Raw genomic sequence first — 12,067 nt, forward strand, 5'->3', positions numbered from 1 at the left:
TCGACGAGCTGATGGCGGTGCTCGACCTGCAGAACAAGGGCGACGATGTCTTCATCGGAAGCCATCCCAGCAAGAACCCGCCCCGGACGTTCGGCGGCCTCATGATGGCGCAGTCGTTCGTGGCGGCGAGCCGCACGCGCACCCGCGATCTGCCGCCCAACGCGCTGTCCGCGCACTTCATCAACGGCGGCGACACCGACAAAGACATCGAGTTCGAAGTGGTTCGGTTGCGCGACGAGCGTCGCTTTGCGAACCGCCGGGTGGAGGTGACTCAGGATGGCACCCTGCTGGCGACTGTGATGATCTCCTACCTCGCCGGCGGCCGCGGGCTCGAACACAACGTCGAACCCCCTGCCGTCGCCGACCCAGAGACATTGCCTTCGGTCAAGGAGCAGCTGCGTGGCTACGAGCAGACCGTGCCGTTGTTCGTCAACGCGCTGCAGCCAATCGAGTGGCGTTACACCAACGACCCGTCATGGTTGATGCGGGAAAAGGGCGACCAGCTCGATTACAACCGGGTCTGGGTCAAGGCTGACGGCGCGTTGCCCGATGACCCGGTATTGCACACCGCCACAATGCTTTACTGCTCGGATACCACGGTGCTGGATTCCATCATCACGACGCACGGACTCTCGTGGGGATTCGACCGCATCTTTGCTGCGACGGTCAATCATTCGGTCTGGTTTCACCGCCAGGTCGATTTCGACGACTGGTTGTTGTACTCCACATCCTCACCGGTCGCAACCGAGTCTCGCGGGCTCGGGACCGGCTACTTTTTCGATCGATCGAGGCGGCCGGTCGCCACCGTGGTCCAAGAAGGCTTGGTGAAGCATTTCCCGGGCGCGCGCTGACAGCAGGCGCGCCACCGGCAACGATTCGGTTGCGGCACGTCGTGTGCCAGCGGCGAAACGCGCTGAGAGCGTAATCTCCACAGTAGTTGGGTAGTTAAAACCACGGCGGCTCACCGGCTAAGAAAAGGGCCCGGACAGGCCGCTTTGCTTTTATTCAGCCGAACTAGTGGAGGTGGCGGTGGACGACTCAGCGACCCGCGTCGAACCCAGGGCCAGTGCGAGCGAGCGCGTCGTCATCCAGGTCAACTCACCGGCGGCGCGGTGGACCGGCATGTTGATGCTGCTCGCCGCGACGTGCTGGCTGATCGCGGTCATCGTGCGCGCCTACGCCCACGCGGGCTGGCACGCTACGGACCGGCTGGAATGGTCGTTGACGGTCCTGGCCGCAGTCGCCCTGGTCGTCCGGGGTCTCTTCCTGGGTCGCCCGGTCACAGCCGGGCACGCCACCGTCGCGGCGATCGCCCTGGTCGGTGGGATTGCCCTGCGCGTGCTGTCTTTCGACTTGCTCGGCAGCGCGCTGATCGCGGGCTCCGGGCTGGCGCTCATGTGGCCCCTCACCGCGCGGCGGCAGCCTGACAGTCTGTCGCGGGTGTGGCCATTGATCAATGCCACCAGCGGCGATCCGCTGGCGCCGTTCGCCATGCAGGCGGGCAAGTGCTACCTGTTCAGCGCGGACGGTACGGCCGCGCTCGCGTACCGGACGCGCATCGGCTACGCGGTTGTCAGCGGGGACCCTGTCGGTGACGAGACGCAATTTCCTCAATTGATCGCCGATTTCGCCGCCCATTGCCGCGCCCACGGCTGGCGAATGGTGGTGTTGGGATGCAGCGAACGTAGCCTCGGGTTGTGGAGCGACCCGACGGTGCTCGGCATATCGCTGCGGGCGATACCGATAGGCCGCGATGTGGTGATCGATGTGGCCGATTTTGCGATGTCAGGGCGCAAGTTCCGCAACCTGCGTCAGGCCGTCCAGCGCACCCACAACTGCGGGATCACCACCGAGATCGTCGCCGAGCAGGACCTCGACGACCGGCAGGTGGCTGAACTGGCCGAGGTGTTGCGGGCATCGCCGAGCGGGGCGCACAGCGATCGTGGATTCTGCATGAGCCTGGACGGTGTCCTGGAGGGCCGTTTCCCGGGCATACAACTGATCATTGCGCGGGACAAATCGGGCCGTGCGCAGGGTTTTCACCGGTACGCCACAGCCGGCGGCGGCAGCGAGATCACCCTCGAGGTGCCGTGGCGGCGGCGCGGCGCGCCCAACGGTATCGACGAGCGACTCAGCGTCGACATGATCAACGCCGCTAGAGATGCTGGCGCGCAACGGTTATCACTGTCCTTTGCTGCGTTCCCTGAGCTTTTCGATGAGCAAGATCGCGGTCGGATACACCATGTCTTCTACTGGCTGGTCCATCGACTGGACCCGCTGATCGCGCTGGAATCGCTATATCGATACCTGCGCAAATTCCACTCGACAGGCGAACGGCGTTACGCGCTGGTGTCACTTACCCAAGTGGTCCCATTGATCTACGTGTTGCTGTCGCTGGAGTTCATGCCGCGCAGACGCGGCATCTAGCGATCTAGCGGATCGGTGCCGGCGTCAACGTGACGCTCAAACGGTCTTGGACGCTTTTCCGAAACTTGTCGGCACACTGCTGCTGCAGCACGTGGTCGGGGCCGGCTTTCTGCATGCAGTCGATGTAATCGCCGCCGCGGACGTCCTTCCAGACCGTCGCCCAAATCGCGATGAATGCCAATCCGACAACGATTGCCAAGCCACCCAGCACGATGCCGGCAATCGCTACCCCTGCATTGTCGGCGATGCCACGCTTGGCGCGTCCGTGTCCAAGAAAGCCGATGGCTACCGCGACGATTCCCAAGATGATGGGGGCGAATACGGTCGCGACGCTCACGAGTCCGATCACAGCCAGCACCAGCGAGGCGATGCCAAACCCATTCCTGGGCGCCGCCGTCGGCTGCGGATAGCCGGGCGGGTACGGGCCGGGCGGGTACTGACTGGGGTATGGATACGGTGGCCCGGGTTGCGGTGTTGCCGCGGCATTTCTCCGTCTGTCCGGCATCTCCGGAGATCCGGTCATGGCTTGCTCTCTAATCAGGCGGCGTGGGCGTCAATTCGCCAGGGTACCCGCCGGTGCCGATGGGAAGTTCGAGACACCGAATGCCCTTCGGCAGGTGATGAGTAGCCACCACGACCGTCCGCTGAGGGGCCATCAGACCACCGTCAGGCTTCATCAGGCTACCCAGAATGCCTTCGGCGGCTACGGGATCGAGATGCTCGGTGGGTTCGTCGAGCAACACAATCCGCGCAGGTGAGATCAGCGCCCGGGCCAACAGCAGCCTCCGGCGTTGGCCCGCTGACAACGCGTGCGCGCCACCGGACAACACGGTGTCCAAGCCATCCGGCAGACCTGTCAGCCAGGCGTCTAGTCCGACCTGACGCAGAGCGCCGCCAAGCTCGTAGTCCGGGCAATCACGCCGTGCAACCAGCAGGTTATCCCGGACGGTAGTCGCGAAGACATGTGCATCCTCCGCGAAAAAGCTGACAACGCTGCGTAATTCGACTTCGTTGAAAACGCGCAACGGTGTTCCGGCCAGCGTGACGTCGCCGCGCAACGGTACAAGCAGACCCGCGAGAGTCATCAGCAGCGTCGTCTTGCCGGCGCCGCTGGGACCCGTGACGGCAAGCCTGGCGCCCGGCGGCAGGTCAATCGTCACCGCGGCCGGCGCCCGGCAGCCCTGGCGTCCGGCCACCAGGTCCGTGCTGCGCAGGCAGCCAGTGGGCGACGGATGCGGCCGTTGGGATGCCTCAGCGGTCGGGAAGTCTTCGGCCGGTGGATTCAGGTCGAGTAGAAGGCGCGCCGCCAACCGTGAACGCGTCAGCTGGATGGCAGCGGCGGGCAGCGCAGTCGTCGCCTCGAACGCCGAGAGCGGCAACAGCATCAGGACCGCCAACGTGGTGGGTGCAACCGAGCCCGCCATCCCGATGCCCGCCACCACAGCTCCCAGCACGCTGACGCCGATCGCGGCAGTGGTAATAGCTTCCGCGAACGCGGCCGGTCGGGCTGCGGCATCAAAGGCCTTGCCCCAAGCACGTTGCCGGCGTTGCGATGCCAAGACAATGTCGCTCAACCTACCGGCGACCCGCAGCTCGGGTGCGTAATCCAGCGCCAGCATCGCTGACACGTCGCGCGCGGAATGGTGTTGGCGGGCAAGCACTTCCTGCGCCGCCGCCGCCTTCGAGGCCAGCCATGGCGCCACAATGCCGGCGAACAGGAGGCAAATCGCCAGAACCGCTGCGGCCGGCAGTGAGATAACCCCGACGACCACGACCGCGGCAACCGAGAGCACTGATGCGACACTGAATGGCAGCAGCGCGCGGACCAGTACGTCGGCCAGCTGATCCACATCAGCGCCGACTCGCAAGACCAGTTCGCCGCTGTGCAATCGAGTGGCGATGTCGGCCGGACCGTGCGCCAGCCGGTGGTAGATCAGTGTGCGCACGGTGCCGGCCGCCCGCAACGCCGTATCGTGGCTGACCAGCCGTTCGCAATAGTGAAGCACGCCACGGGAAATCGCGAAGGTCCGAACTGCTGCCACGGCGACCGACAGCTCGAGTACCGGTGGCATTTGCCAAGCGCGGGTAATCAACCATGCTGACAGCCCGGCCAGCGCCAAAGCGCTGCCCAGCGATAACACTCCAAGCGCAATCGCCAGCAGCATGCGCGGGATGCGTGGGTGCAGCAACCGCACCGCGGCGGGCAGGGGATCAGACGCGAACACGATGGAGCTCACCTGCCCCGGTCACCTCGATGACATGGTCGGCAATGCCGACCACAGGTTCGCGGTGGCCGACCAGGACCACGGTGTGACCGGCACGGGCCCGATCGGCAATGGCCGACAGCACCCGGGCTTCGGTTGCGGCGTCCAGGTGGGCGGTGGGCTCGTCGAGCAGCAACACCGGTACCGGCGAGGCAAGCGCGCGAGCCAAGCCGAGGCGTTGTCGCTGACCGAGCGAAAGGCCCACACCGCCGCTTCCGATGGCGGTGTTCAACCCCTCGGGTAACTCTGCCAACACGTGGTCGAATCCCGAGGTAACGCAAGCACGTTCGAGATCGTCGATGGCGCCGAACAGTGCCAGGTTCTCGGCGACGGTGCCCGGGATGAGCACAGGACGCTGCGCCAACCAGGACAGTTGCCGCCACCACTCGGCTACTTCGAGATCGGTCATATCGACTCCGGCCACGGTGACGGCGCCATTGGTGGCTGGCGTAATTCCGGCGATCACCTGCAGCGTGGTGCTTTTTCCTGCGCCGTTCGCGCCGGTGAGCACCGTTATCTGACCCGGCAGTATCACCGCGCTGAGGTCATGCGGGCAGAGCCCATCGCGACCCGCGACGCTGAGCTCGTCGAGAACGATAATCGCGCCGCGCGCCGACACCGAACGGTCACCCGAGACGGCGGTCGCGGAGTCCGCTATCAGTGCGAAAGCTTTGTCAGCGGCGGCCCGGCCGTCCTGGGCGGCATGGAATTCCACACCGATGCGGCGCAGCGGCCGGTAGACGTCAGGCCCGAGCAACAGCACGGTCAGACCGGTAGTAAGGCTGATCTCACCGAACACCAGCCGTAGTCCGATGCTGACCGCGATCAAGGCGACACCGAGTGTGGCAAGAAGTTCCAATACCAACGCGGACAGGAACGCGATCCGCAGCGTCGCCATCGCCGAGCGCCGGTGGGCGGCAGCCAACTCGGAAATACGACGCTCGGGCCCGCTGGCGCGGCCGAGGGCCCGTAGCGTGGGAATTCCGGCGATCAGGTCTAACAGCCGAGCTTGCAGGGTGGCCATAGCGGCCAGCGCAGCCGCAGATCGGTCAGCGGTGGCGAGGCCGATCAGCACCATGAAGATCGGGATCAACGGCAACGTGATCAGCACGATCGCAGCCGATTTCAGGTCGTAGCAGCCGATCACGACTGCACTCACCGGGGTCAGGACCGCCGCCAGTGACAATGCCGGCAGGTACGTGGTGAAATAGGGCCGTAACGCGTCGAGTCCCCGGGTCACCACGGCGGCGGCGGAGTCGCGCTGGGCTGCCAATTGCCTGGGTTGCAGGGCGGTGACGGCAGCAAGGACCTGACCGCTGAGGTCGGCGATCGCCGCGCTGGCCCCGCGTTGGCTGAGCCGGGCTTGCAGCCAATGCGCGACAGCGCGTACCGCCCACACAGTCAGCAGGATCGACAACGTCGGCGCCCATCGATCTACGCTGCGCGCAGCCGGATCAGTGATGACCCGGGAAGTGATGTGCGCCAGCAGGATCGCCGATCCTATGGCGCAACCGGAGATGGCAACGCCGCAAATCGTTGTGGCAAGGAGAAATTGACGAACCGCTGCCGACGCCCGCCAAAGTCGTGGATCCAAAGGCCCCCGGCCGCTTGCGCTCAGGACGCTCGCCTCGTCAGCCCGGTCGCCGGTGGTATACGATCAGTCGAAATTCGTTGGCGGAAAACCCAATACGTCCAGCCTTGGTAGATGACCGTCAGGGGAGCCATCAGTGCCGTCACCCAGGTCATAATTTTGAGGGTGTACGGGGTCGACGAGGCGTTGTAGATCGTCAGGCTCCATTGCTTGTTCAGCGTGGAAGGCACCACGTTCGGGTACAGGACTCCGAACAACAGAATCACAACCGCCGCCACGACGACCGCCGCGCACAGAAAAGCCCAGCCGTCGGACGCGCGTCGCCACACCAACGCCACTGCCGCCAGCTGTGCGACCACCGCGGCCGATAACACCAGCCAGGTCCAGTGCTTGCCGTAGCTCAGTTGCGTCCAAAGCCCAAAGCCGCCAACCAGTCCGGTCACCGGAAGTGACAGCCACATCGCGAAGCGGTGGGCGTCGTCGCGGATCGCGTCGGATGTCTTCAGGACGACGAACACAGCGCCATAAAATAGGAAAAGCCCCGCAGTGGCCAGACCGCCCGACAACGTGTACGCGTTGAGCACGTCGGTGATCGACAGGTCGACGCGGCCATTGGCGTCCACGGGCACCCCACGCACCAAGGTGGCGAACGCCACGCCCCACAGCACGGCAGGCAACCAGGACCCGGTCGCGATTCCGAAGTCGGCCCAGGATCGCCATTTCGAGTCATCGACCTTGCCCCGCCATTCGATCGACACCGAACGCAGGATCATGCCGAACAAGATCGCCAGCAACGGCAGGTACAGGGTGGAGAAGACGGTGGCATACCAGCCGGGAAATGCGGCGAACATCGCCGCGCCGCCGGTGATCAGCCACACCTCATTGCCATCCCAGACCGGCCCGATGGTATTGAGCGCGGCGCGACGGTGGGCTTCTGGTTCACCGACGCCGACGCGGGCGAAGGGCTCCATCAACATTCCTACGCCGAAATCGAAGCCCTCCAGAATGAAGAAACCGAGGAACAGCATCCCGATGATGCCAAACCACAACTCTTGCAGTCCCATCGGTCAGCTCCTTTCCGTCAGCAGGCCTTAATAGGCAAAAGACAGCGGTGCCACGTCATCATTGCTGGGCGGTCGAGCTGGAGCCGGTTCTGCGTCGTGTTCTTGCGGCCCCTCGACGACGTACCGCTTCAGCAGCCAGAACCAGATCACCGCCAGCACCGCGTACGTCAAGACGAAGGTGACCAGCGACGTGACGACCATGCCAGAAGCGTGCTGCGACACGGCGTCGTGGACGGTGAATCGGATCTGCTGATCGCCGGTCGGGTTAGGCACGACGATCCAGGGCTGACGACCCATTTCGGTGAATACCCAACCGGAGATGTTGGCCAGGAACGGCGTGGGAATAGCCACCAGCGCCAGCCAGGAGAACCATCGCTGATTGGGGATCCGACCGCCGCGGTTGAGCCACAACGCAACCATCGCGAACAGGACGGGAATCGCCAGCAGCCCGATCATTGCGCGAAACGACCAATAGGTGACGAACAAGTTTGGCCGGTAGTCGTTAGGGCCATAGCGCTGTTGGTAGCCCTGCTGGATATCGCGCACACCCTGTAACCTGACGTCGCTGATTCGTCCTTGCGCAAGGAATGGCAGCACGTAGGGCACTTCGATCACCCGGGTGACGCTGTCGCAGTTGTTGTGGGTGCCCACCGTCAGGATCGAGAAGTCCGGATCGGTTTCGGTGTCGCACAACGATTCCGCTGAAGCCATCTTCATCGGTTGCTGAACGAACATCAGCTTGCCCTGGTGGTCACCGGTGAAGAACAAGCCGGCCGTGGCAATCAGTGCAACCCAACATCCAAGGATGGCCGCCGGGCGAAACACCGTGCGGGCATCCGGCGAACGTACCAGCCACCACGCGCTGATGGCCGCGACGAACGTTGCGGCGGTCAGTAACGAACCGGCCACCGTATGCGAAAACGCCGCTCGCGCAGTGTTATTGCCAAGGAGTGCGGTGATGCTGTCTAACTCCGCGCGTCCGGTCGCGGGGTTGTAGTGTGCGCCGACCGGGTGCTGCATAAACGAGTTCGCGACGATGATGAAGAAGGCGGAGACGTTGACGGCGATGGCGACGATCCAGATGCATGCCAGATGTACGAGCCGGGGCAGTCGGCTCCAACCGAAGATCCACAAACCGATGAAGGTGGATTCGAAGAAGAACGCGGCCAGACCTTCCATCGCCAGCGGCGCGCCGAACACGTCGCCGACGAAGCGAGAGTATTCGCTCCAATTCATCCCGAATTGGAATTCCTGCACGAGCCCGGTTGCCACTCCGATCGCGAAGTTGATCAGGAACAACTTGCCGAAAAACTTGGTGAGCCGATACCAGGCCACGTTGCCGGTGAAGACCCACGCGGTTTGCATGACAGCGATCAGCGGGGCCAAGCCGATGGTGAGCGGCACGAAGATGAAGTGGTAGACGGTGGTGATGCCGAACTGCCATCGCGACACGTCTACGACGTTCATTGTCATCTCCCGGGCGACGGGGTTTCGCTAGTACGACGCATTGTAGTAGACGGCCGTTTTTACCGCATCGGCCGGGTCACGCCGCGTTCGGTTGTCCGCCTGCCAGCGCCTTGCTGACCCTCTTGGAGGCACTACGGATGCCGAACGACGACACGATCTCGAAGACCCCGATGACGATCAGCCAGATGGCGACAATCAGCGTCAGGATCTCGATCGTTTCCAGAGGCGATGCGAGCATCACCAGGCCGGCCAGGAGACTGACTGCACCGAGGAAAATCTGCCAGCCGCGGCCGGGCAGGTGCGGGTCGCTGATGGCCGAGATCGACGTTGCCACACCGCGAAAGATGAAGCCGACACCGATCCAGATGGCCAGCAGGAGAATCGCATAGCCTTCGCCGAAATGCCGAAAACACAGCACCGCCAATACCAGAGACGCGGCGCCGCTGATGAACAACAGCACTCGTCCGCCGGCGGAGACATGCAGGCTGAATGCGAAGACGACTTGCGCTGCGCCGGTGGCCAGCAGGTAAATGCCGAACAGAGCAGCCGCGATGACGATCGAATGGCCAGGCAGGACGTACACCAAGATGCCAAGCGTCAGCGCCATGATCCCGGACAGCAAGGTCGACTTCCACAGATGCGGCAACAACTTTGGGACAGCAGTGGTTTCCATTCCCGAATTTTCCCACAAACGACCCCCGCGGTGGGACATTTGCCGGACGCGTCAGACGCCGACCCGCTGCGGCGCCTCGGCACGGACGTCACCGGAACCGGTATCTGGCTTGCGCCCGATGAGATACCAGGTGCGCATCCGGCCTTTGCCCTTGACCTCGACGACACCCCGCTCCTGAAGCACGAAGTCGTCTTTCAGCCGTCGATAAACATCCTCGGGAACCTGGATCCGGCCGACCGAGTCGGTGGATTCCATGCGGGATGCGACATTGACCGCGTCGCCCCACACGTCGTAGAAGAATCGGCGCGAACCCACCACGCCCGCGACGACGGGTCCGCTTGCCAGACCGATGCGTAAGGGCAGCGCATCACCGTGCGAATCCTTCAATCGGAGTGCGGCTCCGGCCATGTCGAGGGCAAAGGCTGCCAGCGCCTCGACATGATCCGCCCGGGGCTGGGGCACGCCGCTGACCACCATGTAGGAGTCGCCGCTGACCTTGATCTTCTCCAGGCCGTGCTTGTCGACCAGCGCGTCGAAGTCGCCGTAAAGCCGGTCCAGGAAGCGGATCAGCTGATCGGGTGCCATATCGCTGGCCCGTTCGGTGAAGCCGGCAATGTCAGCGAAGAGAACCGACGCATCGTTGTATTTGTCGGCAATGATGTTGCGCGCCGGGTCTTTTAGCCGGTCGGCGATGCTGGACGGCAAGATGTTGGCCAGCAATGCCTCGGATCGTTCGTACTCGACTTCCATGGCCACTTCGGCGCGAACGATTTCACGTACCGCGTACCACACGGTCGTCACTACCATCACGCAGGCCGAGATCGTGGTGACGATGAAGCTCATCGACAAAGCCCACGCCGGTTGCACGCCGGTGTCGCGGGGGACCAGGAACTGCAACGTGATCACCATCGCGGCGGCGATCGCGGCCAGAATCGACGCAAGAAAAATCCGATCGACGCCTAATTGCAATACGACGAGGCAGGCCGCCACGAGAAAGTAGAACTGCAATCCCGAGCCGGTGCCCACGAACCAGCAGATGGCAAAGATCGACACGTAGGCCGTACCGATGAAGGTCAACGGCGGTAGCAGCTCGCCGAAGCGGTGCATTACCGGGATGACGGCGTAGATCACCGCGGCGAGGATGTTGACCAGGCCGGTCCACCACAGCTGCGGTGTTTCGAGGACCTGGAGGACGCCGAAACTGGCGCTGATGAATACCGCCATCGAGGCGGTGAGGTTCAGAATGCGGCGCCGACGCGTGATGCGATCGGCATAAACCTGGTTGCGAACGCGGGGCTGCGCCCGCACTGCCGCTACACAATCCGGAGTTCTCCGCAAACCTGCTGGCTGCTGGGCTGCGCACCGCTTCGCCACCACAGCAGAAGCCTAACCGCTCGACCGAACGCGGTGTGGTGCCCTCGGTGAGATTCGGTTAGAGCCCGAACGACGTCAGGAAGTCCGTGAACACTGACGGATCGACCACATCCGTTGGAATGAATCCGGAGGCAAATTCAATCGGCAGCGAGTTGACGATGTCGCCCAGCACTTGGAAGTCAGCTCCGAACACACCCAATACGGCTGCGTCCACACCCGATCCAGCCGTGACTGCCGTCTCCAACGCTTGATCAGCGTTGAGCAAGGCCTCGGTGCCTTGATCCCACCCCTGGTCCACTGCGTTGAACCACGGGTTCAGCAGGTCCGTCAAAGCTCCGTTGTCGAAGGAGGAGAGCGAGCTTTGAGCCGTATCCAAGGACGCGATCTCGTCCAGAGCGATGTTTTGGATGTCCGGCTGCTCCATGATGCCTGGGATGTCGGAGGGCACCAGGCTCAACACCTGGTTGGCATCGGTGAGGTTGGTAGCGGCGTCGTTCAACAACTCGAGCGGGGAGGTGGTGACGATGGCGGGCACGACGTTGGCTGTGAGGTCGTCGCCCCCGCCGAGAAGTGCCGCAATCCAGACGACAGGTATCGAGTCGTACGTGGGACCGAGCAATTGGCCGTCGGGAATTAGTGCCCCAAACTGAGCCGCGATCATGTCCGGAACTGAACCGCCAGCGACCGCGCCCGCTAACGTTTGGTCAGCGGCGAGCACTGCTTCACCTGTCTGGTCCCACTGCTGGTCGAGGTTGGTGAATAGCGGACTGATGAGATTTGACAGGGCACCGTTGTCAAACGACAAGATCGTCGTTTCGGCCGAGTCCAGCTTGTCTAACATCTGCAGTGCGTGGTCGTGGATGTCCGTCGATGTATCGATGAACTGAGCAATGAGAGGCTGACCGGACAGGCTCGACGGATCTATTTGACCCAGCACTTGATTGGCCTCGGTCAGTGCGACCTGCGCATCGCTCAATAGGTCGAGCGGGCTGGTGTCATCGGCGTGAGCAGCGGTCGCCCCGAGCATCGCGGCAGCTACCGCCGCTCCGCCAGCCGCACCCACACCGACGGCCCATCGCCGGACATTACTGGCCATCGTGATTCCCCCTCGTTGCTTGCGCGCCGAACCTGAGCGTAGCTTAAGCTTTCCTAAGCTTAAGCTCAGGTCCTATGTCGCCAGGCCGATTTGGTTGTGTTCCAAGCAAAT

10 protein-coding genes are annotated in these 12,067 nt (G+C 63.4%); 2 read left to right on the forward strand and 8 right to left on the reverse strand.

The window, feature by feature from the left end:
* The first annotated feature begins 11 nt into the window (after window positions 1–11).
* Together VGG53_RS20770 and VGG53_RS20775 are read left to right on the forward strand one after the other, a co-directional pair.
* Window positions 12–851 (forward strand): acyl-CoA thioesterase II, encoded by an 840-nt coding sequence (locus tag VGG53_RS20770; protein WP_331519997.1) that lies wholly within the window; start codon window positions 12–14, stop codon window positions 849–851.
* 178 nt (window positions 852–1,029) lie between these two features.
* A complete protein-coding gene (locus VGG53_RS20775; RefSeq protein WP_331519981.1) occupies window positions 1,030–2,427 on the forward strand; it encodes a bifunctional lysylphosphatidylglycerol flippase/synthetase MprF in 1,398 nt (465 codons plus the stop codon).
* A gap of 4 nt (window positions 2,428–2,431) precedes the next feature.
* Here the strand turns inward: VGG53_RS20775 and VGG53_RS20780 are convergent, their stop codons facing one another.
* From VGG53_RS20780 to VGG53_RS20815, 8 genes are all read right to left on the reverse strand, one after another.
* On the reverse strand, window positions 2,432–2,950 hold the full coding sequence (locus VGG53_RS20780) for a DUF4190 domain-containing protein (protein ID WP_331519982.1): 519 nt from the start codon (window positions 2,948–2,950) through the stop codon (window positions 2,432–2,434).
* A 10-nt stretch (window positions 2,951–2,960) separates the two neighbouring features.
* The gene (cydC, locus tag VGG53_RS20785) at window positions 2,961–4,592 is read right to left on the reverse strand and encodes a thiol reductant ABC exporter subunit CydC (protein ID WP_414689018.1); all 1,632 of its coding nucleotides are present in this window, start codon (window positions 4,590–4,592) and stop codon (window positions 2,961–2,963) included.
* 46 nt (window positions 4,593–4,638) lie between these two features.
* Window positions 4,639–6,285 (reverse strand): thiol reductant ABC exporter subunit CydD, encoded by a 1,647-nt coding sequence (gene cydD / locus VGG53_RS20790; RefSeq protein ID WP_414689015.1) that lies wholly within the window; start codon window positions 6,283–6,285, stop codon window positions 4,639–4,641.
* Window positions 6,286–6,305: 20 nt separating this feature from the next.
* Window positions 6,306–7,346, reverse strand: a complete 1,041-nt coding sequence (gene cydB / locus VGG53_RS20795; RefSeq protein ID WP_331519984.1) for a cytochrome d ubiquinol oxidase subunit II — start codon at window positions 7,344–7,346, stop codon at window positions 6,306–6,308.
* Between the two features lie 27 nt (window positions 7,347–7,373).
* Window positions 7,374–8,813, reverse strand: a complete 1,440-nt coding sequence (locus VGG53_RS20800) for a cytochrome ubiquinol oxidase subunit I (protein WP_331519985.1) — start codon at window positions 8,811–8,813, stop codon at window positions 7,374–7,376.
* Window positions 8,814–8,889: 76 nt separating this feature from the next.
* A complete protein-coding gene (locus tag VGG53_RS20805; RefSeq protein WP_331519999.1) occupies window positions 8,890–9,462 on the reverse strand; it encodes an HdeD family acid-resistance protein in 573 nt (190 codons plus the stop codon).
* Window positions 9,463–9,537: 75 nt separating this feature from the next.
* Window positions 9,538–10,863, reverse strand: coding sequence for an adenylate/guanylate cyclase domain-containing protein (locus VGG53_RS20810; RefSeq protein WP_331519986.1), 1,326 nt, complete (start codon window positions 10,861–10,863; stop codon window positions 9,538–9,540).
* Window positions 10,864–10,918: 55 nt separating this feature from the next.
* Window positions 10,919–11,956 carry a hypothetical protein gene (locus VGG53_RS20815; protein ID WP_331519987.1) on the reverse strand — a complete coding sequence of 346 codons (1,038 nt, stop codon included), beginning with the start codon at window positions 11,954–11,956 and terminating at the stop codon, window positions 10,919–10,921.
* Window positions 11,957–12,067: the final 111 nt, after the last annotated feature.

It is taken from the genome of Mycobacterium sp., from assembly GCF_036490025.1.
Classification (GTDB): domain Bacteria; phylum Actinomycetota; class Actinomycetes; order Mycobacteriales; family Mycobacteriaceae; genus Mycobacterium.

Excerpts from the sequence above, each read along its gene's own strand:
- cydC (WP_414689018.1), bottom strand. The coding sequence starts at position 4,592 with ATGCTGCTGGCGATTGCGCTTGGAGTGTTATCGCTGGGCAGCGCTTTG.
- VGG53_RS20815 (WP_331519987.1), bottom strand. The coding sequence starts at position 11,956 with ATGGCCAGTAATGTCCGGCGATGGGCCGTCGGTGTGGGTGCGGCTGGC.
- VGG53_RS20780 (WP_331519982.1), bottom strand. The coding sequence starts at position 2,950 with ATGACCGGATCTCCGGAGATGCCGGACAGACGGAGAAATGCCGCGGCA.
- cydB (WP_331519984.1), bottom strand. The coding sequence starts at position 7,346 with ATGGGACTGCAAGAGTTGTGGTTTGGCATCATCGGGATGCTGTTCCTC.
- VGG53_RS20800 (WP_331519985.1), bottom strand. The coding sequence starts at position 8,813 with ATGAACGTCGTAGACGTGTCGCGATGGCAGTTCGGCATCACCACCGTC.
- VGG53_RS20770 (WP_331519997.1), top strand. The coding sequence starts at position 12 with ATGGCGGTGCTCGACCTGCAGAACAAGGGCGACGATGTCTTCATCGGA.